This window comes from Pseudomonas sp. NPDC089743 (assembly GCF_044748785.1).
GTDB classification, from domain to species: Bacteria; Pseudomonadota; Gammaproteobacteria; order Pseudomonadales; family Pseudomonadaceae; genus Aquipseudomonas; species Aquipseudomonas putida_X.
In genome coordinates this window covers 208,170-234,133 of the sequence record NZ_JBIVGS010000001.1, presented here as the reverse complement: position 1 = coordinate 234,133, position 25,964 = coordinate 208,170, and the positions used below count along the sequence as shown (strand labels likewise).

Sequence of the window (25,964 nt, the reverse complement as noted above, 5' to 3'; positions counted from 1 at the left end):
AACTCTCTGATGAAACCACCGTCCAAGCGTTCAGTTTGCGCCTGCCCAGACAGCCTTTGACTAATGGAGCTTCCAGAGATGAACGACATGGCCCAACTGGTCCCTGCACTGCCCGACAGTATTTTCCGCGCCTATGACATCCGTGGCGTGGTCGGCAAGACCCTGCACGCCGACACCGCTTACTGGATCGGCCGCGCCATTGGCGCGCAGACGCTCGCCCAAGGCGAGCCACAGATTTCCGTTGGCCGCGATGGCCGCCTGTCCGGCCCGCTGCTGGTCGAACAGCTGATCAAAGGCCTGGCCGATGCCGGTTGCCAGGTCAGCGATGTTGGCCTGGTGCCGACCCCGGCACTGTATTTTGCTGCCAACGTCCTGGCCGGCAAGTCCGGCGTGATGCTGACCGGCAGCCACAACCCTTCGGATTACAACGGTTTCAAGATCGTCATCGCCGGCGATACCTTGGCCAACGAACAGATCCAGGCCCTGCTGACCCGCCTGAAAACCAATGACCTGACCCGTGGCGAAGGCAGCGTGGAGAAGGTCGAGATCCTCGAGCGCTACTTCCAGCAGATCGTCGCTGACGTGAAGCTGGTGAAAAAGCTCAAGGTGGTGGTGGACTGCGGCAACGGCGCTGCCGGCGTTATCGCGCCGCAGCTGATCGAAGCGTTGGGCTGCGAAGTCATCCCACTGTTCTGCGAGGTGGATGGCAACTTCCCCAACCACCATCCGGACCCGGGCAAGCCTGAAAACCTTGAAGACCTGATCACCAAGGTCAAGCAAACCGGTGCCGATATCGGCCTGGCCTTCGACGGCGACGGAGACCGCGTCGGTGTAGTGACCAACACCGGCAGCATCGTTTACCCCGACCGCCTGCTGATGCTGTTCGCTCAGGACGTGCTGGCGCGCAACCCGGGGGCCGAGATCATCTTCGACGTCAAGTGCACCCGCCGCCTGACACCGCTGATCGAGCAACACGGCGGCCGCGCCTTGATGTGGAAGACTGGTCACTCTTTGATCAAGAAGAAGATGAAGCAGAGTGGTTCGTTGCTGGCCGGCGAAATGAGCGGGCACATCTTCATCAAGGAGCGCTGGTACGGTTTCGACGACGGCATCTACAGCGCTGCACGCCTGCTGGAGATCCTCAGCAAGGCCGAGCAGGACGCCGAAAGCCTGTTTGCCGCATTCCCGAACGATATTTCGACGCCGGAAATCAATATTGATGTGACCGACGAGGGTAAATTCAGCATCATTGATGCACTGCAACGCGACGCCGACTGGGGCCAAGCCAGCCTGACCACCATCGACGGTGTGCGGGTCGACTATGCCCAAGGCTGGGGCCTGGTTCGCGCCTCCAACACCACACCGGTGCTGGTGCTGCGCTTCGAGGCCGAAACCGACGCCGAGTTGCAACGTATCAAGGATGTTTTCCGCGCCCAGTTGCTGCGAGTTGCCCCTGAGCTGCAACTGCCGTTCTGACCGACTATCTGTTCCTTACAGGAGCCCTGCATGACCCTCGATCGCGATGCCGCTTCCCATGTAGCCGAGGTTTTGTCCGAAGCGCTGCCTTACATCCGCCGTTTTGTCGGCAAGACCCTGGTGATCAAGTACGGCGGCAACGCGATGGAGAGCGAAGAGCTCAAGACCGGGTTCGCCCGTGACATCGTGCTGATGAAGGCCGTGGGCATCAACCCGGTGGTCGTGCACGGTGGCGGCCCTCAGATCGGCGACCTGCTCAAGCGCCTGTCGATCGAAAGCCACTTCATCGACGGCATGCGTGTCACCGACGCGGCAACCATGGATGTGGTTGAAATGGTGCTGGGGGGCCAGGTCAACAAGGACATCGTCAACCTGATCAACCGTCACGGTGGCAGCGCCATCGGCCTGACCGGCAAGGACGCGGAGCTGATCCGCGCCAAGAAGCTCACCGTGAGCCGCCAGACGCCGGAGATGACCCAGCCGGAAATCATCGACATCGGCCACGTCGGCGAAGTGGTCAGCGTCAACACCGACCTGCTGAACATGCTGGTAAAAGGCGACTTCATCCCGGTGATCGCGCCTATCGGCGTGGGCGCCAACGGTGAGTCGTACAACATCAACGCCGACCTGGTGGCAGGCAAGGTGGCCGAAGCACTGAAGGCCGAGAAGCTGATGCTGCTGACCAACATCGCCGGCCTGATGGACAAGCAAGGCCAGGTCCTGACCGGCCTGACCACCGAGCAGGTGAACGAACTGATCGCCGACGGCACCATCTACGGCGGCATGCTGCCAAAGATCAAGTGCGCGCTGGATGCGGTTCAGGGCGGCGTGACGACCTCGCACATCATCGACGGCCGCGTACCGAATGCGGTGCTGCTGGAGATCTTCACAGACAGTGGCGTGGGCACCCTGATCAGCAACCGCAAGCGTCACTGATCGCCGGAAGTGGCTCCAGATGCTCGCTGGCCCGATCGATCGCGCTCGGGCTATTGCAGCTCCGCTATGGGGGCTGCTGCGCAGCCCATCGCCGGCAAGCCGGCTCCCACCACGACCGCGTAGCTCTTCAGGCCTGCGCTTACCTGTGGAACCAACCGGCTTGCCCAACGCCCAAAAGCCGGCGCAATCCATGTGGAGCCGGCAAGCCGGCTCCCATCACGACCGCGTAGCTCTTCAGGCCCGCGCTTTACCTGTGGAAGCAACTGACTTGCCCAACGTCCAAAAGCCGGCGCAATCCACCATGTGGGAGCCGGCTTGCCGGCGATAGCGCCCGTATAGGCAACGCATAAAAAAAGGCGACCCGCGAAGGTCGCCTTTTTCATTCCGAGCCGCAGTCAGATCCCGTACTGCGCCCGATAGGCCTCGACCGCCGGCAGATGCTGCTTGAGCTGCGGATCATCGGCCAGAAACTCCAGCACCTGGGTCAGCGAAACGATGCTGACTACCGGGATACCGAAGTCGCGCTCCACTTCCTGGATCGCCGACAATTCGCCATTGCCGCGCTCTTCGCGGTTGAGCGCGATCAGCACGCCAGCGGCCTTGGCCTGCTGGGCATTGATGATCTGCATGACCTCGCGGATGGCGGTACCGGCGGTGATCACGTCGTCGATGATCAGCACATCACCGGCCAATGGCGCGCCGACCAGGCTGCCGCCTTCGCCGTGATCCTTGGCTTCCTTGCGGTTGAAGCACCACGGTACGTCCAGTTGATGTTGCTCGGCCAGGGCCACGGCGGTGGCCGCAGCCAGCGGGATACCCTTGTAGGCCGGGCCGAACAGTACGTCGAACGGGATCTTGCTGTCGACGATGGCCGCCGCATAGCAACGCCCCAACTGAGCCAGGGCAGAACCTGTGTTGAACAGGCCGGCATTGAAGAAATACGGGCTGGTACGCCCCGATTTCAGGGTGAATTCACCGAAGCGCAGAACGCCGCGATCGATGGCAAAACGGATGAAGTCGCGCTGATACGGCTGCATGGAAAGTCCCGGACACCACGGATTTAGCTAAATGGGTTGAGCTCGGGTATCATACACGCACGAGATTTTTGGGGCCATTTATGCGGATCATCAGTGTGAACGTAAATGGCATTCAGGCTGCAGCCGAGCGTGGATTGCTCAGTTGGCTGCAAGCCCAGAATGCCGACGTCATCTGCCTTCAGGATACCCGCGCCTCGGCCTTTGAACTCGACGACCCAGCTTTCCAGCTCGATGGCTATTTCCTTTATGCCTGCGACGCGGAGGTACCCGCCCAAGGTGGCGTGGCACTTTACTCGCGCATGCAGCCCAAGGCAGTCATCACCGGCCTGGGCTTCGAGACAGCCGATCGCTACGGGCGTTATCTGCAAGCAGATTTCGACAAAGTCAGTATTGCCAGCCTGCTATTGCCTTCGGGCATGAACGGCGACGACGACTTGAACCAGAAATTCAAGTTGATGGACGACTTCGCCAAGTACCTGGACAAGCAGCGGCGCAAGCGTCGTGAGTACATCTATTGCGGCTCGTTCTACGTGGCGCAGCAGAAGCTCGACATCAAGAACTGGCGTGACAGCCAGCAGTCGCCCGGCTTCCTGCCGCCTGAACGTGCCTGGATGGATGCGATCACTGGCGACATGGGCTATGTGGATGCCCTGCGCGAAGTCAGCCGTGAGGGTGACCAGTACAGCTGGTGGCCAGACAACGAGCAGGCCGAGATGCTCAACCTGGGCTACCGGTTCGACTACCAGATCCTCACCCCAGGCCTGCGGCGCTTCGTGCGCAATGCGCGCCTGCCGCGACAGCCGCGCTTCTCGCAGCACGCGCCGCTGATCGTCGACTATGACTGGACGTTGACCATCTGAGCACTGCTCAGGCACGAAAAAGCCGACATCGATGTCGGCTTTTTTGTACCTGCAGGCTCAATCAGTCGGCCAGAGCGACCTGCTGCAGTTCGAAGATCTCGTTCATGCCCTTTTGCGCCAGCGCCAGCATGGCGTTGAAGTCTTCGGGCTGGAACGGCGCACCCTCTGCAGTACCCTGCACTTCGATGAAACCACCGGCACTGGTCATGACCACGTTCAGGTCGGTCTCGGCAGCGGAGTCTTCCAGATAGTCCAGGTCGAGTACGGCTTCACCCTGATACATACCCACCGATACGGCGGCGATCATGTGCTTGAGCGGGTTGCCGGCCTTCAGGCCACCACGCTTCTTGATCACTGCCAGGGCATCGACCAAGGCGACCATGGCGCCGGTGATCGAGGCCGTGCGGGTGCCGCCATCGGCCTGGATCACATCGCAGTCGACGTACAAGGTGATGTCACCCAGTTTGCTCATGTCCAGCGCGGCGCGCAGCGAGCGGCCGATCAGGCGCTGGATTTCCAGGGTGCGACCACCCTGCTTGCCACGGCTGGCTTCGCGCTGGTTACGCTCACCGGTGGAGCGCGGCAGCATGCCGTACTCGGCGGTCAGCCAGCCTTGGCCCTGGCCTTTGAGGAAGCGCGGCACACCGTTTTCAACGCTGACCGTGCAGATGACCTTGGTGTCACCGAACTCGACCAGTACCGACCCTTCGGCGTGCTTGGTGTAGTTGCGGGTGATGCGGATCGAGCGGAGCTGATCGGCGGCGCGACCACTTGGACGTTTCATCTGGGATACCTGTACTGGGACTTTGAATCTGCCGGGCATTATAAAGCCCGTAGCCCGGTGAGGACATGCTTATCGTCGCGCCGCGCACAGCCTGTCGCCTTTTCCCACCGGCAGACGAGGGCTCTGTAACATGGGCGGATTGGGCGCCAAGGGCACACTGCGCTACAATCCTGCGCCTTGCAGCCGAAAGGCTTTCCCGTTCACATCATCTACGCGAGGTACTCACCATGGTGCACAGCATGACCGCTTTTGCTCGTGTCGAGCGCGCAGGCAGCCAAGGCACCCTGGTCTGGGAACTGCGCTCGGTCAACCACCGCTATCTTGAACCTCATCTGCGCCTGCCCGACGCCCTGCGCGACCTGGAAGGGGCGGTGCGTGAGGGGCTGCGCCAAGGCCTGTCGCGCGGCAAGGTTGAATGCACCTTGCGCCTGCACGAAGACAGCAACGGCAAACCCCTGAAGGTCGACCACGCGCGTGCCGCGCAACTGGTTGCCGCCGCCGAAGAAGTGGCCGGCCTGATCAAGCAGCCGGCACCGCTCAACCCGCTGGAGGTATTGTCCTGGCCGGGCGTGCTGGTGGCCGACGCCAGCGACCCGCAGGCGCTCAATGCCGAAGCGGTGGCACTGTTCGACGAGGCCCTGGCCGAATTGAAAGCCGGGCGCCTGCGCGAAGGCCAAGAGCTGGCCCGCCTGATCAACGAGCGGCTCGACAGCATGGCTAGCGAGGTCACCACACTGCGTGCCCTGGTACCGCAGATGCTGGCCGCACAACGGCAGAAGATCATCGACCGCTTCGGCGACCTCAAGGCCGAGCTCGACCCGCAAAGGCTCGAGCAGGAGATGGTGCTGCTGGCACAAAAGAGCGACGTCGCAGAGGAGCTGGACCGCCTCAGCACCCATGTCAATGAAGTGCGTCGGGTGCTCAAGTCCGGAGGGGCCGCTGGCCGGCGCCTGGACTTCCTCATGCAGGAGCTCAACCGCGAGGCCAATACCCTGGGCTCCAAGGCCTTCGACCCGCGTAGCACGCAAGCGGCGGTCAACTTGAAGGTACTGATCGAACAAATGCGTGAACAAGTACAGAACATCGAGTAAGGCCACCCCTACCATGAACCACAGCAGCGGCACCCTCTATATCGTCTCGGCCCCGTCAGGCGCCGGCAAGACCAGCCTGGTCAACGCCCTGATCAAGGAAGACGAACGCATCAGCGTTTCCGTCTCGCACACCACACGCGGCAAGCGCCCGGGCGAGGAGCATGGCGTCAACTACCACTTCGTCAGTCATGACGAATTCAAGGCGCTGATCGACAAGAACGATTTCCTTGAACACGCCGAAGTGTTCGGCAACTTCTACGGCACCTCGCGTAGCACGCTGCAGCAAGTGCTGGACCGGGGCGATGACCTGATTCTGGAAATCGACTGGCAAGGTGCCCGCCAAGTGCGTGAGCTGATGCCTGAAGCCCGCTCGATCTTCATCCTGCCGCCGAACCTTGAGGCGCTGCGCCAGCGCCTGGACGGGCGCGGACAGGACAGCGATGAGATCATTGCCGGCCGCATGAAAGAGGCCGTCAGCGAGATGCAGCACTACGACGAGTACGAGTACGTCATCATCAACGATGACTTCGATGCCGCGCTGGAGGAATTGAAGGCGGTGTTCCGCTCCAACCGCCTGCTGCTGAACAAGCAGCAGGCGCGGCACGGGGCATTGCTCAAGCAGTTGATCGGCTGAAGAGAGCTGGGCCGCTGTGCGGCCCTTTCGCGCTGAGGTGTGTCGCGAACGGGGCGCACAGCGCGCCCCAAGCATCAGTCCTGCAGCTGCAGGGTCGCCTGCTGTCGCAGGGTAGCGCCCAGGAAGTAAGCCGGCGCACGCATCCGCGACAGCATCATCAGCACTATCCCCAGTGCCGAGATGATCGCCGCAATCACGAACACCAGCCCAACGCCAGCCACATGCGAGCCACTGCCAAAGTCCGGCGACGCGCTGTCGATGGCGGTGCGCACGAAGATCACCGAAAGGATCACCCCACCCAACAACGGGCACAGGCCGCGCATGCAGAAATGGCGCAGGCTGTCGAACAGGCTGTGGCGGAAATACCACACGCAGGCGAACGCGGTCAGCGAATAGTAGAAGCAGATCATCATGCCCAGGGCGGTGATGGTGTCCGCCAGCACGTTTTCGCTCAGAGTACGCATGGTCACGTAGAACAGGCCTGCGGCGACGCCGGCACAGATGGTTGCGTAACGTGGCGTCTGCGAACGCGGGCAAACCTTGGCAAAGCGCTCAGGCACCGCACCGTAGTAACCCATGGCGAGCAGCGTGCGCGCTGGCGAGACGAAGGTCGATTGCAGCGAAGCGGCGGTGCTCGCCAGCACGGCGATGGACATCAGGATCGCCAGCGGCCCCATGACGGGCCCGGCCAGGTGGGCAAAGACGTTCTCCTGGATACGCGGATTGTTCAAGCCCAGCCCATGCTCGCTGATCCCGGCGAATTGCAGGGTAGCGATGGCAGTGAGCAGATACAGACCAAGAATCAGCAGCACGGTCCAGGTCGCCGCTTTGCCCGGTACCTCGTCGCTGCCGATCGATTCTTCACTGACGGTCAGGCACACGTCCCACCCCCAGAAGATGAAGATCGACAAGGACAGGCCGGCGGCAAAGGCCGAGAACGACTCCACACCGAAGGGGTTGAACCAGGCCAGGTCGAACTCCAGCGGGGCAGGCGCGGTGGTCTCACCGAACGCGGCGAAGGCAAAGCCGATCAGCACCAGCAACTGCAAGGCCACCAACCCATATTGCACGGTCATGGTGGTGGCCATGCCGCGACAACAGATCCACACGGCCATGGCGATGAACACGCAACAGGTGGTGATGTTGATCAGCAGGTTATCCGCCAAGGCAGCCAACCCCTGGTGACCGGTGATCTGCCCCAGGAATAGATAGAAGAAATCAACGGCCACGCCGGCCAGGTTGGACAACACAATGGTGGTGGCAACGACCAGCCCCCAGCCACCGATCCAGCCGATCATCGGGCCGAAGGCACGGGCCGACCAGGTAAAGGAAGTACCGCTGTCCGGCTCCGCCGCGTTCAGCTCACGGTAGCCAAGGGCAACCAGCAGCATAGGCAGGAAGCCAACGATGAAGACGGCCGGAAGGTGCTGGCCGACCTCCCGCACGGTGGGGCCAAGGGCCCCAGTCAGGGTGTAGACCGGGGCGATTGTGGAGATGCCCAGCACCACGCTGGCCAACAGGCCAAGACGCCCTTTTGCCAGGCCTTTGCTGCGCTGAGTGCTGCCTGAATCGGCCACATCGGGTGGGCGGCCAGCTTCTGTGTAATTGCTCATGAGTATTTGCCGTAACTATTGGAATTGTTGTCACAGGCCCTGCGAACAAGGCGCTTTCACTCATTGAAAGCTTGCGTATCGGTATCAGTCATCCAAGACCTTCGGGTAACGACCCTACCGTGCAGCATGGGCAATGCAGGCCTCGCGAAACGCCTGGAACAGGCGCCTGGAGACCGGGTTTTCGGCAAAACGCCACTCCGGGTGCCACTGCACGCCGAGCACAAAGCCAGGCGCATCAGGCATCGACACCGCTTCGATCAGGCCATCCGGGGCCCGCGCCTCGACACGCAGGCCCGGGGCCAAGCGGTCGATACCCTGGCTGTGCAGCGAGTTGACCTCGAACTGCGCAGCCAGGCCCAGGCGCTCGAACACCCCGCCAGGCACAATGCCGACAGGATGACGAGGGCCGTATTGCACCTCCAGGGGTGCGTCCTCAGGTTCACGGTGGTCCAGGTAACCCGGCAGCTCGTGCACGCGCTGGTACAAGCTGCCGCCGAGGGCCACGTTCAATTCCTGGAAACCACGACAGATACAGAACACCGGCACGCCGGCGGCGATGGCCGCCTGCAGCAGCGGCAAGGTCAGCCGGTCACGTGCAAGATCGTGCCGGGTACCTTCCGCGCTGGGGGCGCCATTGTAATGATGCGGCTCGACATTTGAAGGCGAGCCGGTAAAAAGAATGCCATCGAGCCGGGCCAGCAATGCCTGCGTGTCGCTGCCGCCGTCGCGGGCCGGCAGGATCAGCGGGAGCCCGGCAAAGCCGGCCGCCTCGACATACTTGTCACCCACCGTGTGCGACGAGTTTTTCCCTACCTGCTGACGGCAGGCGCTGACACCGATCAAGGGGACCGCAAATGCGCTCATGGGCTTACACCGTGTGCAGGTACCAGTTGTACTCGAGGTCGGAGATCGATACTTCGAACTCGGCCAGCTCACTTTCCTTGCAGGCCACGAAGATATCGATGTAGTCCGGGCTTATGTATTGGTTGAGGACTTCGCTGTCATCCAGCGCGCGCAGCGCATCGCGCAGGTTGTTCGGCAGGCTTTGCTCCAGTTGCTCGTACGAATTGCCCTCGATCGGCGCACCAGGTTCGACCTTGCTGGTCAAGCCGTGGTGGATACCGGCGAGGACCGCGGCGAGCATCAGGTAAGGGTTGGCATCGGCGCCCGCCACGCGGTGTTCGATGCGCACGTTTTCGCTGCTGTCAGTCGGTACGCGGACAGCCACGGTACGGTTGTCCAGGCCCCAGCTCGGCGCGTTCGGCACGTAGAACTGTGCGCCGAACCGGCGGTAGGAATTGACGTTCGGGCACAGGAACGCCATCGACGCCGGCATGGTCTCCAGCACGCCACCAATGGCATGGCGCAGCGCGTCGCTCTGCAGCGGGTCTTCATGGGCAAAGATGTTCTTGCCGGTCTTCTTGTCGAGCAGCGAAATGTGCACGTGCAGGCCGTTGCCCGCCTGCCCCGGGTACGGCTTGGCCATGAACGTGGTGTCCATTTCATGGTCGTAGGCGACGTTCTTGACCAGGCGCTTGAGCAGGATCGCGTAGTCGCACGCCTTCAGCGGGTCGGCAACGTGATGCAGGTTGACTTCGAACTGCGCGGGCGCGCTTTCCTTGACGATGGCATCGGCCGGCAGGCCCTGCTCCTTGGCGGCTTCCAGCATGTCCTGCAGGCAGTCGACATATTCGTCGAGGTCGTCGATGAGGTAGACCTGGGTCGACTGCGGACGCTTGCCTGAAGTGGGTGAGCGCGGTGGCTGCGGACGACCGTTGAGGTTGTCCTGGTCGATCAGGTAGAACTCCAGCTCGAACGCGGCGCAGATATCCAGGCCCAGGTCATCGAACTTGCTCACCACCTGGCGCAACACTTCGCGTGGGTCAGCGAAGAACGGCTCGCCCTCCAACTCGTGCATGGTCATCAGCAACTGGGCGGTCGGGCGCTTTTGCCAGGGCTCGTTGCACAGCGTCCCGGGGATCGGGTAGCAGATCCGGTCGGCGTCACCGATGTCCAACCCAAGCCCTGTGCTTTCAACGGTCGAGCCATTGATATCGAGTGCGAACAACGATGCCGGCAGGTTGATCCCCTTTTCGTACACCTTGTGCAGGCTGGCCCGCTCGATGCGCTTGCCACGTACCACGCCATTCATGTCGGAGATCAGCAGATCGACGTACTGGGTTTCCGGATGGGCCTGGAGGAAGTCTTTCATCTCGCTGGAAGAACTGGCGCACGGGGTGACCGACGTCATGGTGTACATCCTTTGAAGGGCTGCGGCGATAGGAGATACGGCTGGCGCCTCACGGGCGACGATGGTTGCAGCTGTTGTTTTTTTAACTTTCCCATCGTGGGGATTGGTTACCCGACCGAGCGCATTGATTCCCGGGGGCAGTTCCACTATAAAATGGCCTCAATGCAACAGACATTGGCATTTCGGCAAGTAGAGCGTGCACCAATGCAATATCAGATCACCCACGCCGACCTCTCCCTGGTCCTGGCACTGGAGCGCGGGCGCTCACTGGCCAAGGCCGCCGAACTGCTCAAGGTCGATGTATCGACCGTGTTCCGTTCGATTCGCCGGCTCGAGTCGGCACTGGGCACCGCACTGTTCGTCAAGAGCCGCAAGGGATACCTGCCGACCGACACGGCCCAGGCCCTGGCCGAGCAGGCCGAACGCGCCGAGCAGGCACTGGATGCCGCGCGCATCGCCATGACCAGCGGCGAGCAGGTGGTCAGCGGTACCGTGCGCCTGACGTGCACCGAGGCGGTCATGCACAGCTTGCTGCTGCCGGCCCTGGCCGAGTTCATGCCCAATTACCCGGCACTGTCGCTGGAGATGGGCACGTCCAACACCTTCGCCAACCTCAGCAGGCGCGATGCCGACATCGCCCTGCGCCTGACCAATACGCCGCCTGAGCACCTGGTCGGCCGTTGCCTGGGTTCGACGTCCTATGTGATCTGTGGCCAGGCGCAATGGCGCGAACGCCTGAGCGAGTCTCACCACAACGTGCCATGGATCGCCCCGGACGACTCCATGCAGGACCACCCCACCGTGGTCTGGCGCAACCAGCAGTACCCCGGGCTGAGCCCGCGCTACCAGTGCAGCAGCATGTCGACCATTGCACAGCTGGTGAGCACGGGGCTGGGCGTTGCGGCGCTGCCCGACTACATGGTCCACGCGCTGCCTGGCGTCGAGGCGCTGAGCGGACCGCTGGCCGGTTGCGACACCCAACTGTGGTTGCTGACCCGGCCCGATTGCCGGGCCTTGCGCTCGGTGCAGACATTGTTCGAAGAGCTGACCCCGAGGTTGCGCGGCGCGATGTTGTGAGATACAAGATGAGTGTGTCTGTTACGGCCCTTTCGCGGTGGTTCGGCGCCTCGGCAAGGCCGCGTGCGCAGGGTGAAGGATGCAGGCCTGATTGGGTATCCGGCAAAACAGCGCTTCCCTATTGGCTGGTGATTTTTTAAACTATCGAGTCCGCCTGCCCATATTGGGCTGCACGCCCATCGCATTTGCTACTGAGGAAGACCATGGCCCGCGTAACTGTTGAAGACTGCCTGGAACACGTGGATAACCGTTTTGAGCTGGTCATGCTCTCGACCAAGCGCGCCCGTCAGCTGGCTACCGGCGGCAAAGAGCCGCGCGTAGCGTGGGAAAACGACAAGCCAACCGTCGTTGCCCTGCGTGAAATCGCAGAAGGCATCGTCACCAACGAATTCATTGCTGCTGAAGAGATCGTTACCGAGGATCCGGTCTTCGCCGCCTTCGAGGACGAGTCCAACGAGGCTGTCTGATCCATGCCTGGTCGACGTCGCGCGGCACAAGGCCCTCTTCCTCGGCAAGAGGTGAAATCATGCCGGGCATAGAAGCCTTAGCCGAACGGCTGTCGACCTACCTGGGCCCCGAACAGGTCAACCTGGTTCGGCGCGCCTATTTCTACGCCGAACAGGCACACGATGGGCAACGCCGCCGCAGCGGCGAGCCCTACGTGACCCATCCGCTGGCGGTAGCCAGCATCCTCGCCGACATGCACATGGACCATCAGAGCCTGATGGCGGCCATGTTGCACGACGTGATCGAAGACACCGGCATCGCCAAGGAAGCGCTCAGCCAGCAGTTTGGCGAAACGGTTGCCGAGCTGGTCGATGGGGTCAGCAAACTGACCCAGATGAACTTCGAGACCAAGGCCGAAGCGCAGGCTGAAAACTTCCAGAAGATGGCCATGGCCATGGCCCGCGATATCCGCGTGATCCTGGTCAAGCTTGCCGACCGCCTGCACAACATGCGCACCCTGGAAGTGCTGTCTGGCGAAAAACGCCGACGCATCGCCAAGGAAACCTTGGAAATCTACGCCCCCATCGCCAACCGGCTGGGCATGCACACCGTGCGCGTAGAGTTCGAAGACCTTGGCTTCAAGGCCATGCACCCCATGCGGTCGTCACTGATCCATCGGGCGGTCAAGAGCGCACGCGGCAACCGCAAAGAGATCGTCGCCAAGATCGAGCACTCGCTGGCCAACTGCCTGGCTGCCGACGGTATTCAAGGCGAGGTCAGCGGCCGGCAGAAACACCTCTATGGCATCTACAAGAAGATGCGCGGCAAGCGCCGCGCCTTCACTGAGATCATGGACGTGTACGCCTTCCGCATCATCGTCGACAAGGTCGACACCTGCTACCGCGTGCTCGGTGCCGTGCACAACCTGTACAAGCCGCTGCCCGGGCGCTTCAAGGACTACATCGCGATCCCCAAGGCCAACGGCTATCAGTCGTTGCACACCACGCTGTTCGGCATGCACGGCGTGCCCATCGAAATCCAGATCCGTACCCGCGAAATGGAAGAGATGGCCAACAACGGCATCGCCGCGCACTGGCTGTACAAGTCCAACGACGAGCAGCCCAAAGGCAACCATGCGCGCGCCCGCCAGTGGGTCAAGGGCATCCTCGAGCTGCAGCAGCGTGCCGGCAACTCGCTGGAATTCATCGAGAGCGTGAAGATCGACCTGTTCCCTGACGAGGTCTATGTCTTCACGCCCAAAGGCAGGATCATGGAGCTGCCCAAAGGCTCCACCGCCGTGGATTTCGCCTATGCGGTGCATACCGATGTGGGCAACAGCTGCATCGCCTGCCGCATCAACCGGCGCCTGGCGCCCCTGTCCGAGCCGCTGCAGAGCGGTTCGACGGTTGAAATCGTCAGCGCCCCGGGCGCGCGGCCCAACCCGGCCTGGCTCAACTTCGTGGTCACCGGCAAGGCCCGTACGCACATCCGCCACGCACTCAAGCAGCAGCGACGTTCCGAGTCGATCAACCTGGGCGAGCGCCTGCTGAACAAGGTGCTGACCGGTTTCGACAGCAGCCTGGAGCAAATCCCTCAGGAGCGTATCAACGCGATTCTCGCCGAGTACCGCCTGGAACTGATCGAGGACCTGCTCGAAGACATCGGCCTGGGCAACCGCATGGCCTATGTGGTGGCCCGCCGCCTGCTGTCAGCCGAAGGTGAGCAGCTGCCGGCGCCGGAAGGCCCGTTGGCGATCCGCGGCACCGAAGGCCTGGTATTGAGCTACGCCAAGTGCTGTACGCCCATCCCGGGCGACCCGATCGTCGGCCACCTGTCGGCAGGCAAGGGCATGGTCGTGCACCTGGAGAACTGCCGCAATATCAGTGAAATCCGTCATAACCCGGAGAAGTGCGTACAGCTTTCCTGGGCCAAGGACATCACCGGCGAATTCAATGTCGAGTTGCGTGTCGAGCTGGAGCACCAGCGCGGCCTGATTGCCCTGCTGGCCAGCAGCGTCAATGCCGCCGACGGCAACATCGAGAAGATCAGCATGGACGAACGCGACGGCCGCATCAGCGTTGTCCAACTGGTGGTCAGCGTGCACGACCGCGTGCACCTGGCTCGTGTGATCAAGAAGCTGCGTACGCTGACCGGCGTGGTCCGCATCACCCGCATGCGTGCGTAGTCCGCCAACCGCAAGGAGTCATCATGAGCAAGACCGTCATCAACAGCGACAAGGCCCCTGCCGCCATCGGTACCTACTCGCAAGCGATCAAAGCCGGCAACACCGTTTACATGTCGGGCCAGATCCCGCTGGACCCGAACACCATGGAACTGGTTGAGGGCTTCGAGGCCCAGACCGTACAGGTCTTCGAGAACCTCAAGGCCGTTGCTGAAGCTGCCGGCGGTTCGTTCAAGGACATCGTCAAGCTGAACATCTTCCTCACCGACCTGAGCCACTTCGCCAAGGTCAACGAAGTCATGGGCCGCTATTTCGAGCAGCCATACCCAGCCCGTGCTGCCATTGGTGTTGCCGCGCTGCCAAAAGGCGCCCAGGTAGAAATGGACGCCATCCTGGTCATCGATTGATGCCGCAGGTGACGGGCACCCTGCCCGTCACCTTTCAGTTCAAGGTCAACCTACCATGCGTCAAGCACTGCCCTTCGCGCTGGCAGCCCTGCTTCTGAGCGGCTGCGCCAGCCACAAACCCGAAGACTTCAACGGCACCTGGATCAACCAGGACGCCATCGACGCCGCCGTCAAAGGTGGCAGCCTGCGTCAGGCCCTCGATGAGCACGGCCCCATCTTCGAGTGGAAACTCGATGTGGCCAGCCAGCGGGCCAGCTACAGCAATGGTTTCGAGGCCGCTGACGGCCAATTGAGTGCCACTGACAAGCAGTGGCAGGCCAGCTTCCCGGGCGGCCAGACCGAACAGCTGGCGCTCGATGGCGACGAGCTGAAGGCCACAGACACAGCCGGCGCCGAACGCAGCTTCGTCCGCGCCAAACAACCCGGCAATGTGAGCCTGGGTAGCAGCTTCGAAAAAGCACTGTACCAGGCGTACCTGGGTGGGGACTGGAAGATTGTCGAAGGCCAGGGCAAAGGTAGCGTCGTCCACTTCGCCGACAACGGCGGCGTAACCGGCCTGCCCGGCCCGGACCGCTACGCTCTGTGCCTGGCCGGCGATTGCGCCAGCATGGGTGGCAGCAACGACAGCCTGTGGCTGGAGCGCAACCAGCGTGGCGCGCCATTCATCTTCAAGCGCGATGGCGACAAGCTGGAGATCTTCCAGGCGCTCAACCGTGCACAGCCCGATGAAATCCCGCAACTGGCCGCCGGTAATCGCCAGTGGGTGCTGGAGAAGGACTGACTCAAGCCCCGCCTGGCTTCACTGGCCTGATCGCCGGCAAGTCGGGCCCCACAGTTACGGTGCAGGCCTGCGGCCTGACACTGCCCAGCGTGGGGCCGGCTTGCCGGCGATAGGGCCAGCAGGCCTCAGCCTTGGCCTTTCAGGATCGCCGCGTACCCTTCCTTGTAACTCGGATACTGCGGTACCCACCCCAATGCCCGCACCCGGGCATTGCTGCAGCGCTTGCTGCCAGTGCGGCGCACCCGCTGCTCATCAGACCATTCGGTAACGCCCATGTACGCTCGCAACCAGCCAACCACATCGGCCAGTGGCGCAGGGTCGTCATCAACGCCTATATAGCAATCATCCAACGCCACACCCTCGGCATCGGCCTGCAGCAGGAACGCCAGCAGGCTCCCGGCATCCTCGGCATGAATACGGTTGCCAAACAGCGGCGGCTCGGTGGCCACCCGATAGCCCTGACGCACCTGGCTCAGGAGCCACTCACGCCCGGGGCCATAGATCCCGGTCAGGCGCACGATGCTTGCCGGCAGGCCGCTGCTCAGCGCCAGCCGCTCCGCCTCCAGCATCACGCGCCCCGAATAGCCTTGCGGTTCGGTAGGTGCGGTCTCATCGATCCACTCCCCATCCTTTTGTGCAAACACGCTGCTGCTGGAGACGAACAGCAGGCGGCGCGGACGTTGCCCACGCTCGGCCAACCACCCCAGCACGTGACGCAAGCCTTCGACGTAGGCGCTTTGGTAACCCGCTTCATCGTGCTGGCTGGCGGCTACGCAGTACACCAGATAATCCGGGGAATGCTGCGGCCAAGCCTGGGGCATGCCCGGATCGGACAGGTCGGCAGCGATCGGTACAACACCCTGTGGCAGCTGTTCGACCGAGCGACGCAGGCCGCTTACCTGCCAGCCACGGGCGAGCAATTGGCGACCCAGCCGGCCGCCTACGTCACCACAACCCACGATCAATACGGAACGGTCTGACATCACTTAACTCCTAGACCAAAGAATCAGGCTAGCCGGATTACACGATGGGCGGCTAGACCATGGGCGAAAAAAGCTACAATATTACTTTTGTTAACAAGAATTACTTGCAATAATAGCGCCCCTATCTGTTCTCGGCCTGTATCGAGGCCTTGGAGAACGCACACTTTTTCTTCATCAGGTCCGGCCAGCATGACACGTACTCAACCTTCCGCTTCGCCAACCCCGTCGCGCGCCTGGCGCGCCATCGCTGCGCTGATGTTCAGCCTGGTCCTGGCCCCAGTGGCTATGGCCGATGAGCCCAATACCAACGTCAGCACCCCTGCAGCTGCAAGCGCGCCAGCCACCCCTGCCAGCGAAGGCCAGGCCCCTGCTGGCGACGCTCAGGTCGCTACACCGGTCGATGCGCCGGCAGCGGCAGTCCCGAGCACCGAAGCGGTGGTTGAGGACACTTCGCTGGGCATGGCCCATGACCTGTCGCCGTGGGGCATGTACAAGAACGCCGACGTGGTGGTGAAAGCGGTCATGATCGGCCTGGCCATCGCCTCGATCATCACCTGGACCATCTGGATCGCCAAGGGCTTCGAGCTGATGGGCGCCAAGCGTCGTCTGCGCGGCGAAATCGCCCAGCTGAAGAAGTCTGCCAGCCTCAAGGAAGCCAGCGAAGTCTCCAACAAGGAAGGTACCCTGGCCCACACGCTGGTCCACGATGCCCTGGAAGAAATGCGCCTGTCGGCCAACGCCCGCGAAAAAGAGGGTATCAAGGAACGCGTCAGCTTCCGCCTGGAGCGCCTGGTGCATGCCAGCGGCCGCAACATGAGCAGCGGCACCGGCGTGCTCGCCACCATCGGTTCCACTGCGCCGTTCGTCGGCCTGTTCGGTACCGTGTGGGGCATCATGAACAGCTTCATCGGTATCGCCAAAACCCAGACCACCAACCTCGCCGTGGTTGCCCCCGGTATCGCCGAAGCCCTGCTGGCCACCGCCCTGGGCCTGGTCGCAGCGATCCCGGCCGTAGTCATCTACAACGTCTTCGCCCGCTCCATCGCCGGCTACAAAGCCCAGGTTTCCGATGCTTCGGCGCAGGTCCTGCTGCTGGTCAGCCGTGACCTGGACCACCAGGGTGGCGAGCGCGTCGCCCCGCACATGGTGAAAGTGGGGTAAGCCATGGGCCTGCATCTCAACGAAGGTGGCGACGACCTCGCCGAAAACCACGAAATCAACGTCACGCCGTTCATCGACGTGATGCTGGTACTGCTGATCATCTTCATGGTGGCCGCGCCGCTGGCCACGGTCGACATCAAGGTCGACCTGCCGGCCTCGACCGCCAAGCCGGCACCGAGGCCGGAGAAACCCGTGTTCGTCAGCGTCAAGGCCGACCAGAAGCTGTATGTCGGTGACGATCAGGTGCCTGCACCCAACCAGCTTGGCCCGATGCTCGACGCCAAGACCAAGGGCGACAAGGAAACCACCATCTTCTTCCAGGCCGACAAAGGTGTGGATTACGGTGACCTGATGGAAGTGATGAACAACATGCGCGCGGCCGGCTACCTCAAAGTCGGTCTGGTAGGTCTCGAGACGGCAGCCAAGAAATGACGAAGACGCGGCACAATCTGGCGCGTTACAGCGGCAGCCTGGTACTTGTGCTGGGTGTCCATGCCGTCGCTGTGCTGCTCACGCTCAACTGGTCGGTGCCCCAGGCCGTCGAGCTGCCCCCGGCAGCCATGATGGTCGAGCTGGCACCGCTGCCCGAGCCGGCACCGCCACCACCACCGAAGGCCGCTCCACAGCCGCCGGCACCGGTCGAAGAGCCGCCGTTGCCCAAGGTGGCTGAAGCGCCCAAACCAAAGATCGCCATCGCCAAGCCGCCCAAGCCCAAACCCAAGCCTCAACCTCCGAAGCCTGTGAAAAAGCCTGAGCCGCCGAAGGATGAGCCACCGACCAAAGAACAGGTCGTGGACACGCCGCCAACCAATACGCCACCGCAGAAGTCGGCGGCACCGGCACCAAGCATTGCCGCGAACAGCAAGGCGCTGCCGACGTGGCAGAGCGACCTGCTGCGCCACCTGGCGAAGTACAAGCGCTACCCGGAAGACGCTCGCCGCCGGGGTCTTCAGGGCATCAACCGCCTGCGCTTCGTGGTCGATGCTGACGGCAAGGTGCTCTCGTACTCGATGGCAGGGGGTTCGGGCAGCGCAGCGCTGGACCGGGCAACCATGGAAATGATCCGCAGGGCCGGCAAGGTGCCCAAGCCGCCAGCGGAATTGCTGAACAATGGCACGATTGAAGTCGTAGCACCGTTCGTCTACTCGCTGGACCGTCGCTGAGACTTTTGTTTCTGTCACAAATCGGCAAGTCTGATAACGTGCGTCTATCGATTGCAGCCGCTATGCTGGGCTCGCAACTTCATGGACGCACGTTATGACCCTCACAGAATTACGCTACATCGTCACGCTCGCCCAGGAGCAGCACTTCGGCCACGCCGCCGAGCGTTGCCATGTCAGCCAGCCCACCCTGTCCGTCGGTGTTAAAAAGCTTGAGGACGAGCTTGGCGTGCTGATCTTCGAGCGCAGCAAGAGCGCGGTGCGCCTGACGCCAGTCGGTGAAAGCATCGTCGCCCAGGCGCAGAAGGTACTGGAGCAGGCGCAGGGCATCCGCGAGCTGGCCCAAGCCGGCAAGAACCAGCTCACCGCCCCGCTGAAGGTCGGTGCGATCTATACCGTCGGCCCTTACCTCTTCCCGCACCTGATCCCGCAGCTGCACCGCGTGGCCCCGCAGATGCCGCTGTACATCGAAGAGAACTTCACCCACGTGCTGCGCGAAAAACTGCGCAACGGTGAACTCGACGCGGTGATCATCGCCCTGCCGTTCAACGAAGCCGACGTGCTGACCCTGCCACTGTACGATGAGCCATTCTGTGCCCTGATGCCCGCCGACCATCCCTGGACCGCGAAAAAGACCATCGACACCGCCATGCTCAACGACAAGAGCCTGCTGCTGCTCGGCGAGGGCCACTGCTTCCGCGACCAGGTTCTGGAAGCCTGCCCGACGCTGAACAAAGGCGGTGAAGGCGCCAAGCACACCACGGTGGAGTCCAGCTCGCTGGAAACCATCCGCCACATGGTCGCTTCAGGCCTGGGCGTGTCGATCCTGCCGCTTTCGGCGGTGCACAGCCACCACTACGCACCGGGGGTCATCGAAGTGCGCCCGCTTACCGCGCCGGCACCCTTCCGCACCGTAGCCATCGCCTGGCGCGCAAGCTTCCCGCGGCCCAAGGCCATCGAGATCCTTGCCGACTCGATCCGCCTCTGCTCGGTAGCCAAGCCCGCTGTGGAACAACCGGCCTGAGTCATGACTGAGTTGTCGAAGGTCTCGGTCACCGCGCTCAAGGGCGTAGGCGAAGCCATGGCGCAGAAGCTCGCCAAGGTTGGCCTGGAAAACCTGCAAGACGTGTTGTTCCACCTGCCGCTGCGCTATCAGGACCGCACCCGTGTGGTGCCTATCGGCGCCTTGCGCCCCGGCCAGGACGCAGTGATCGAAGGCGTGGTCAGTGGCGCCGATGTGACCATGGGCAAGCGCCGCAGCCTGGTCGTGCGCCTGGGTGATGGCAGCGGCGTGCTCAGCCTGCGCTTCTATCACTTCAGCAATGCGCAGAAGGAAGGCCTCAAGCGCGGTACGCACCTGCGCTGCTATGGCGAGGCTCGCCCCGGCGCCTCGGGCCTGGAGATCTACCACCCGGAGTACCGCGCACTCAATGGCGACGAGCCGCCACCGCCGGTCGAGCAGACCCTGACGCCGATCTACCCGTCCACCGAAGGCCTCACCCAGCAGCGCCTGCGCCTGCTCTGCCAGCAAAGCCTGGGTATGCTCGGCCCGCGCAGCCTACCGGACTGGCTACCGGACGAATTGGCCCGGGACTACCACCTGGCACCGCTGGATGATGCCATCCGCTACCTGCACAACCCGCCGGCTGATGCCGACCTTGATGAACTCGCCGAAGGCCAGCACTGGGCTCAGCACCGCCTTGCCTTCGAAGAGCTGCTTACCCACCAGCTGTCGCAACAACGGCTGCGGGAGAGCCTGCGCAGCTTGCGCGCCCCCGTTCTGCCCAAGGCCAAGCGCCTGCAGGTGCAATACCTGGCCAACCTGGGCTTCACGCCGACCGGCGCACAGCAGCGGGTAGCCGATGAAATCGCCTACGACCTGAGCCAGGCCGAGCCGATGATGCGCCTGGTACAGGGCGATGTCGGCGCCGGCAAGACCGTGGTTGCCGCACTGGCGGCGCTGCAAGCACTGGAGGCGGGCTACCAGGTGGCGCTGATGGCGCCCACCGAGATTCTCGCCGAGCAGCACTACATCACCTTCAAGCGCTGGCTGGAGCCGCTGGGCCTGGAAGTCGCCTGGCTGGCCGGCAAGCTCAAGGGCAAGGCCCGCGCCAGCGCCCTGGAACAGATCGCCAACGGTGCACCGATGGTGGTGGGGACCCACGCGTTGTTCCAGGAAGAAGTGCAATTCAAGCACCTGGCCCTGGCGATCATCGACGAACAACACCGTTTTGGGGTGCAACAACGCCTGGCCCTGCGCAAGAAGGGTGTTGCAGGCGAACTGTGCCCGCACCAGCTGATCATGACCGCCACCCCGATCCCGCGCACGCTGGCGATGAGCGCCTACGCCGACCTCGACACCTCGGTGCTCGACGAACTGCCGCCAGGGCGCACACCGGTGAACACCGTGCTGGTCGCCGATAGCCGGCGTTTCGAAGTGGTGGAGCGGGTCCGCGCCGCTTGTGCCGAAGGGCGCCAGGCCTATTGGGTCTGCACGCTGATCGAAGAATCCGAAGAACTGACCTGCCAGGCAGCCGAGAGCACCTACGAGGAACTGGGCAGCGCCCTGGGCGAACTGCGCGTAGGGCTGATCCACGGGCGCATGAAGCCTGCGGAAAAAGCCGCGGTGATGGCCGAATTCAAGCAAGGCGACCTGCAACTGCTGGTCGCGACCACGGTGATCGAGGTGGGTGTGGACGTGCCCAACGCCAGCCTGATGATCATCGAGAACCCTGAACGCCTGGGCCTTGCTCAATTGCACCAGCTGCGCGGCCGGGTTGGCCGCGGCAGCGCGGTGAGCCACTGCGTGCTGCTGTATCACCCGCCGCTGTCGCAGATTGGCCGCGAACGCCTGGGGATCATGCGCGAAACCAACGATGGCTTCGTGATTGCCGAGAAGGACCTGGAACTGCGCGGCCCGGGCGAGATGCTCGGGACGCGTCAGACCGGCTTGTTACAATTCAAGGTCGCCGACCTGATGCGTGATGCCGACCTGTTACCCGCCGTGCGCGATGCCGCACAGGCCCTCATCGCACGCTGGCCCGAGCACGTGAGTCCCCTGCTCGACCGCTGGCTGCGCCACGGCCAGCAATATGGCCAAGTGTGACGCCAGTACCAGAATGGATCCAGCTTTGCGACCAGACTGGTTATACTTCGCGTTTAAAAGAATCAGTGGATACGGACCATGACTGAAGCTGCCCTGGACACCGCAACCCCACACGCACCCTCTGTCATCCGGCTGTTGCTCGAAAAACTGGGCATTGCCTATCGCGAGGTGCCTGAGCATACGCAACTGCCGGCTGCTTCACGGGTACAGGCGATCCTGCTCGATGACGAGATCGGCGCATTGATGGTGCTGTTCCCGCATAGCAAGCTGCTGGACCTCAATCGTCTGGAAGAGCTGACGGGGCGCAAGCTCAAGGCCGTGCCGTTACAGCGCCTGAAGCAGATGCTCGACAAGCATCATCTGAAGGCCTTGCCTGCGATTCCGGCCTTGACCAGTTCGCCCTGCCTCTATGAGGGCAAGTTGCTCGATGCCGACCGCCTGCTGATCCAGTCTGGCGAAGCCGGGCTGCTGCTGGAAATCCAGCGTGATGACTTCAAGCGCATGATGCACAAGGCCAGCGCTGGCACTTTCGGCCAGCCCGTCAGGGAAATCCGCCCCAATCTCGACCGCCCGGATGATGACTCCAGGGAGATTACCCTGGCAGTGCAGGCCTTCACCGCCCGCCGCATCCAGAAGCGCCTGGAAGAAACCATCGAGATTCCGCCATTGGCCGATACGGCGCAGAAAATCATCAAGCTGCGGGTCGACCCCAACGCCAGCATCGATGACATCACCGGAGTGGTCGAAACCGACCCGGCCCTGGCCGCCCAAGTCGTCAGCTGGGCAGCCTCGCCCTATTACGCCTCTCCAGGCAAGATCCGCTCGGTGGAAGATGCCATCGTCCGCGTCCTGGGCTTCGATCTGGTGATCAACCTGGCCCTGGGCCTGGCATTGGGCAAGACCTTGAGCCTGCCCAAGGACCACCCGCAACAGGCGACGCCATACTGGCAGCAGTCGATCTACACCGCGGCGATCATCGAAGGCCTGACCCGGGCCATGCCCCGGGCCGAACGCCCTGAGGCCGGCCTGACTTACCTGGCCGGGCTGCTGCACAACTTCGGCTACTTACTGCTGGCCCATGTGTTCCCACCGCACTTCTCGCTGATCTGCCGTCATCTGGAGGTCAACCCGCACCTCTGCCACACCTATGTGGAGCAGCACCTGCTGGGTATCAGCCGGGAGCAGATCGGCGCCTGGCTGATGAAGCTGTGGGACATGCCCGAAGAGCTGTCGACCGCGCTGCGGTTCCAGCACGATCCTGCCTACGACGGCGAATACTCGGCGTACCCCAACCTGGTGTGCCTGGCGACCCGCCTGCTGCGCTGCCGCGGCATCGGCTCGGGGCCGCAGGAGGCGATCCCTGACGAGTTGCTGGAGCGCCTGGGCGTCAGCCGGGAGAAGGCTGAGGACGTGGTGAACAAGGTGCTCGAGGCCGAAAGCCTGCTGCGCGAACTGGCGTCGCAGTTCAACACACCGCACTGAATACGTTTGGGGGCTGTTCGGCAGCCCCAGCCATTCAGCCTTTTTTCTTCTTCGGTTTCAGGTATTTCATCAAACCCTGGAACCACATCACCAGCGCCGGATTGCCCTTGATCTGGATGCTTTTGTCCTGGATGCCCTGCATGAACGCCAGCTGCTTGTTGCTCGCCTGCATCGTGGCGAAGCCGTAGGCGGCGTCCTTGAACGCAATGGCAAAGGCTGGCTGTGCATGAGCGCCACCTTTGCTGCTGATGCGTTCGCCACTGACGATGAAGTGCCGGGCAACCTTGCCATCGAGCGTCTGCATCTGGAACACCAGGTCCTTGCCCACGAGTTGCTGCTGAAATGCCGGGTTGTTACGGCTGGCCCTGGCCATCAACAGCCCCATGGCCCAGAGAAGAAAGCGGAACTTCATCAACGCGCCTCGAATATAATGTGACCGAAGCTCGCAGTTTATCCGTTTCCTGGACAATTTACGCAAATTCGCAGCGTCATGCGTTCAGAAAGCGCAACGGGCGCACTGAGGCGCCCGTTTGAACAGAGGCTGCACGTCAAACGTCGATCATTTGGCTTTCTTGCCTGGCTTGGCGGGCACATTGACGCTGTCACGCAGGTTTTTGCCAGGCTTGAAGGCCACTGTATTGCTGGCCTTGATTTTCACCGGCTCACCCGTCTGAGGGTTCTTGCCGGTACGGGCGCCGCGATGGCGTTTTTCAAACGTACCGAAACCCACGAGCGTCACGGTGTCTTTGTCCAGCGCACCGGTGATGCTGTCGAGAATGGCGTTGAGCACCTGGTTGGCCTTTTCCTTGGTCAGATCGGCCTTTTCGGCGATGACGGCGGCGAGTTCTGGTTTACGCATAATGAAGCCTCTTTGACGGGAATTCTTGTTGTTATTGCCGTGCTGCCCGTGAAGCAGCGTTCAAGGCACCGCAGGCTCTAATCTGCGGCAGACGGAAGTGAGAATGGCACGCCGACCGGGGCCGCGCCAGTATCTGGGCGGCCATTGTGCGGTCAACTACAGGATAAATCCGACAGAACGCCCGCTGTTTATGCCATCAGCGCGGGCAGCTGCCGGTTCAACGCCAGTTTTTCCGTCACAGCGCTGCCCGTCAGGGCATAGCCCAGCAACTGGCCGTCAGCGGCGTGACAGAGCACTTTCAGGTCACTGCCCTGCCCTTGCACCTGCCAGCTTCCCTCACAACCAGGCGGCGGCGGCGAAACCACCAATGGGCAGGCCGGTGTTTTCACGGTGATGGGCATCGGCCCGTAACTGACCTGCGCCGGGTTGCCTGTCAACGTCTGGGCCAGGGCTCGCGCACAGGCCATCAAGGGCATCACATAGAGCAGGTTGATACCTTCGACTTCAGCACAGTCGCCCAGCGCGAAAATGTTGCCGTGGGAGGTGCGCAGCTGGCGGTCCACGACTACGCCGCGGTTGGTCTGCAGGCCGGCTGCGGCAGCCAGGTCGGTGCGCGGGCGCAGGCCGATGGCCGACACCACCAGGTCGCAGGCGATCACGCTGCCATCGGACAGCTGCGCCTCAAGGCCTTCGCTCACCTGCTGCAGGCGAGTGAGTACGGGGCCCAGGTGAAAGCGCACGCCCAGCTCTTGCAAGCCACCTTGAACAGCAGCGGCAGCGGCAGGATGCAACAGGGTCGGCATGACCTGCTCGCAGGGCGCCACCACATCGACCTCAAAACCACCCAGGCGCATGTCATTGGCGAACTCACAGCCGATCAGGCCGGCGCCGAGGATCAAGACACGCTGCTTGCCAGCCGCAGCAGCACGAAAACGTGCGTAGTCTTCCAGATCATTGATCGGGAACACATGATCAGCCCCGTCACCCTCGACCGGCACCTGCACCGTCTGCGCGCCCCAAGCCAGCACCAGGTCGCGGTACTCCACCGCTTCTTCGCCAATCCACAGGCGCTTGTGGCCAGGGTCGATACCGCTGATGCGCGTGTGGGTGCGGATCACCGCCTTGAGTTGCTCGGCCATGGCCCCCGGCTCGGCCATGCACAGGCCATCGGCGTCCTTTTGCTTGGCGAAGCCGGTGGAAAGCATGGGCTTGGAATAGGAGCGACCGTCGTCGGCCGTAATCAGCAGCAGCGGCGTCTCGCCATCGAGCTTGCGAAACTCACGGGCCAGGTTGTAACCGGCCAGGCCGGTTCCGATGATGACCACGGGGGACGTCATGTCGTGCTTTCCTCTTGGTTGAACAGCATTGCGATCAGCCGATGGCGATCATTTCAAAGTCGCTTTTACCAACGCCGCAATCGGGGCACAGCCAATCTTGTGGCACATCCTCCCAGCGCGTACCCGGCGCGATGCCGTCAGCCGGCCACCCTTGGGCCTCGTCGTAGATCAGGCCACAGACAATACACTGCCACTTCTTCATGATTTGTCGTTCCTCGCTGCAGGCTCAGGCTTTGTCATTCGGGCTCAGGGCCCTTACGCGGGCATTATGCAAGCAGTTGGGGCAATCATGCTAAGCTC

25 protein-coding genes and 1 pseudogene are annotated in these 25,964 nt (G+C 62.6%); 16 read left to right on the top strand and 10 right to left on the bottom strand.

The genetic code is table 11. The features are described 5' to 3' along the window. Positions 1–102: 102 nt before the first annotated feature. A pseudogene (locus tag ACIPZC_RS01145) lies at positions 103–1,476 on the top strand (phosphomannomutase/phosphoglucomutase); the annotation flags it as partial. Positions 1,477–1,506: 30 nt separating this feature from the next. Beyond that, the gene (gene argB / locus ACIPZC_RS01140; RefSeq protein WP_241806754.1) at positions 1,507–2,412 is read left to right on the top strand and encodes an acetylglutamate kinase; all 906 of its coding nucleotides are present in this window, start codon (positions 1,507–1,509) and stop codon (positions 2,410–2,412) included. 395 nt (positions 2,413–2,807) lie between these two features. On the opposite strand, the gene pyrE is transcribed toward argB, so the two are convergent. After that, positions 2,808–3,449 carry an orotate phosphoribosyltransferase gene (gene pyrE / locus ACIPZC_RS01135; RefSeq protein WP_011536401.1) on the bottom strand — a complete coding sequence of 214 codons (642 nt, stop codon included), beginning with the start codon at positions 3,447–3,449 and terminating at the stop codon, positions 2,808–2,810. Positions 3,450–3,529: 80 nt separating this feature from the next. On the opposite strand from pyrE, the gene ACIPZC_RS01130 reads away from it, so the two are divergent. Further along, the gene (locus ACIPZC_RS01130; protein WP_012312131.1) at positions 3,530–4,309 is read left to right on the top strand and encodes an exodeoxyribonuclease III; all 780 of its coding nucleotides are present in this window, start codon (positions 3,530–3,532) and stop codon (positions 4,307–4,309) included. Between the two features lie 61 nt (positions 4,310–4,370). Here ACIPZC_RS01130 and rph read toward each other — a convergent pair whose 3' ends face one another. Then, positions 4,371–5,093, bottom strand: coding sequence for a ribonuclease PH (gene rph, locus ACIPZC_RS01125; protein ID WP_012312130.1), 723 nt, complete (start codon positions 5,091–5,093; stop codon positions 4,371–4,373). 227 nt (positions 5,094–5,320) lie between these two features. Here rph and ACIPZC_RS01120 point away from each other — a divergent pair, with 227 nt between their 5' ends. Continuing rightward, positions 5,321–6,184: a YicC/YloC family endoribonuclease gene (locus ACIPZC_RS01120; protein WP_241806753.1), complete on the top strand. Its 864-nt coding sequence runs from the start codon at positions 5,321–5,323 to the stop codon at positions 6,182–6,184. Positions 6,185–6,197: 13 nt separating this feature from the next. Then, a complete protein-coding gene (gene gmk / locus ACIPZC_RS01115; protein WP_400624246.1) occupies positions 6,198–6,818 on the top strand; it encodes a guanylate kinase in 621 nt (206 codons plus the stop codon). Between the two features lie 74 nt (positions 6,819–6,892). On the opposite strand, the gene ACIPZC_RS01110 is transcribed toward gmk, so the two are convergent. From ACIPZC_RS01110 to ACIPZC_RS01100, 3 genes are all read right to left on the bottom strand, one after another. Next, entirely contained in the window at positions 6,893–8,431 is a 1,539-nt protein-coding gene (locus tag ACIPZC_RS01110) for an APC family permease (RefSeq protein WP_241806750.1), read from the bottom strand. Positions 8,432–8,545: 114 nt separating this feature from the next. Further along, entirely contained in the window at positions 8,546–9,295 is a 750-nt protein-coding gene (locus ACIPZC_RS01105; RefSeq protein WP_400624243.1) for a gamma-glutamyl-gamma-aminobutyrate hydrolase family protein, read from the bottom strand. Positions 9,296–9,299: 4 nt separating this feature from the next. Further along, positions 9,300–10,643 carry a glutamine synthetase family protein gene (locus ACIPZC_RS01100; RefSeq protein ID WP_372490517.1) on the bottom strand — a complete coding sequence of 448 codons (1,344 nt, stop codon included), beginning with the start codon at positions 10,641–10,643 and terminating at the stop codon, positions 9,300–9,302. Between the two features lie 243 nt (positions 10,644–10,886). Here ACIPZC_RS01100 and ACIPZC_RS01095 point away from each other — a divergent pair, with 243 nt between their 5' ends. The 5 genes from ACIPZC_RS01095 to ACIPZC_RS01075 all read left to right on the top strand — a co-directional run bounded on the left by ACIPZC_RS01095 (position 10,887) and on the right by ACIPZC_RS01075 (position 15,576). Further along, a complete protein-coding gene (locus ACIPZC_RS01095; RefSeq protein WP_241806746.1) occupies positions 10,887–11,759 on the top strand; it encodes a LysR family transcriptional regulator in 873 nt (290 codons plus the stop codon). Positions 11,760–11,962: 203 nt separating this feature from the next. Further along, entirely contained in the window at positions 11,963–12,226 is a 264-nt protein-coding gene (rpoZ, locus tag ACIPZC_RS01090; protein ID WP_012312123.1) for a DNA-directed RNA polymerase subunit omega, read from the top strand. A 59-nt stretch (positions 12,227–12,285) separates the two neighbouring features. After that, on the top strand, positions 12,286–14,391 hold the full coding sequence (gene spoT, locus ACIPZC_RS01085; protein WP_241806745.1) for a bifunctional GTP diphosphokinase/guanosine-3',5'-bis pyrophosphate 3'-pyrophosphohydrolase: 2,106 nt from the start codon (positions 12,286–12,288) through the stop codon (positions 14,389–14,391). Positions 14,392–14,414: 23 nt separating this feature from the next. Beyond that, complete coding sequence (locus tag ACIPZC_RS01080) at positions 14,415–14,795, top strand: RidA family protein (protein WP_012312121.1); 381 nt, start codon at positions 14,415–14,417, stop codon at positions 14,793–14,795. 55 nt (positions 14,796–14,850) lie between these two features. Further along, a complete protein-coding gene (locus ACIPZC_RS01075) occupies positions 14,851–15,576 on the top strand; it encodes a hypothetical protein (RefSeq protein WP_400624237.1) in 726 nt (241 codons plus the stop codon). 125 nt (positions 15,577–15,701) lie between these two features. On the opposite strand, the gene ACIPZC_RS01070 is transcribed toward ACIPZC_RS01075, so the two are convergent. Next, positions 15,702–16,559: an SDR family oxidoreductase gene (locus ACIPZC_RS01070; protein WP_400624234.1), complete on the bottom strand. Its 858-nt coding sequence runs from the start codon at positions 16,557–16,559 to the stop codon at positions 15,702–15,704. Between the two features lie 189 nt (positions 16,560–16,748). On the opposite strand from ACIPZC_RS01070, the gene exbB reads away from it, so the two are divergent. The 6 genes from exbB (at position 16,749) to ACIPZC_RS01040 (ending at position 23,468) form a co-directional block, all read left to right on the top strand. Further along, on the top strand, positions 16,749–17,720 hold the full coding sequence (exbB, locus tag ACIPZC_RS01065) for a tonB-system energizer ExbB (RefSeq protein ID WP_400624231.1): 972 nt from the start codon (positions 16,749–16,751) through the stop codon (positions 17,718–17,720). A 3-nt stretch (positions 17,721–17,723) separates the two neighbouring features. Next, complete coding sequence (exbD, locus tag ACIPZC_RS01060) at positions 17,724–18,152, top strand: TonB system transport protein ExbD (RefSeq protein ID WP_241806741.1); 429 nt, start codon at positions 17,724–17,726, stop codon at positions 18,150–18,152. Further along, entirely contained in the window at positions 18,149–18,883 is a 735-nt protein-coding gene (locus ACIPZC_RS01055; protein WP_241806740.1) for an energy transducer TonB, read from the top strand. The genes exbD and ACIPZC_RS01055 overlap by 4 nt, the downstream gene beginning before the upstream one ends. Positions 18,884–18,977: 94 nt before the next feature. Next, entirely contained in the window at positions 18,978–19,904 is a 927-nt protein-coding gene (locus tag ACIPZC_RS01050) for a hydrogen peroxide-inducible genes activator (RefSeq protein ID WP_012312115.1), read from the top strand. Positions 19,905–19,907: 3 nt separating this feature from the next. Next, positions 19,908–21,986 carry an ATP-dependent DNA helicase RecG gene (recG, locus tag ACIPZC_RS01045; RefSeq protein WP_349975588.1) on the top strand — a complete coding sequence of 693 codons (2,079 nt, stop codon included), beginning with the start codon at positions 19,908–19,910 and terminating at the stop codon, positions 21,984–21,986. Positions 21,987–22,064: 78 nt separating this feature from the next. Then, positions 22,065–23,468, top strand: coding sequence for an HDOD domain-containing protein (locus ACIPZC_RS01040; RefSeq protein ID WP_400624225.1), 1,404 nt, complete (start codon positions 22,065–22,067; stop codon positions 23,466–23,468). A gap of 34 nt (positions 23,469–23,502) precedes the next feature. Here ACIPZC_RS01040 and ACIPZC_RS01035 read toward each other — a convergent pair whose 3' ends face one another. The 4 genes from ACIPZC_RS01035 to ACIPZC_RS01020 all read right to left on the bottom strand — a co-directional run bounded on the left by ACIPZC_RS01035 (position 23,503) and on the right by ACIPZC_RS01020 (position 25,866). Then, a complete protein-coding gene (locus ACIPZC_RS01035; protein WP_241806734.1) occupies positions 23,503–23,880 on the bottom strand; it encodes a helicase in 378 nt (125 codons plus the stop codon). A gap of 147 nt (positions 23,881–24,027) precedes the next feature. Further along, a complete protein-coding gene (locus ACIPZC_RS01030) occupies positions 24,028–24,327 on the bottom strand; it encodes an HU family DNA-binding protein (RefSeq protein WP_400624222.1) in 300 nt (99 codons plus the stop codon). A gap of 188 nt (positions 24,328–24,515) precedes the next feature. After that, entirely contained in the window at positions 24,516–25,664 is a 1,149-nt protein-coding gene (locus tag ACIPZC_RS01025; protein ID WP_400624219.1) for an NAD(P)/FAD-dependent oxidoreductase, read from the bottom strand. A gap of 34 nt (positions 25,665–25,698) precedes the next feature. After that, entirely contained in the window at positions 25,699–25,866 is a 168-nt protein-coding gene (locus ACIPZC_RS01020) for a rubredoxin (RefSeq protein ID WP_400624216.1), read from the bottom strand. Positions 25,867–25,964: the final 98 nt, after the last annotated feature.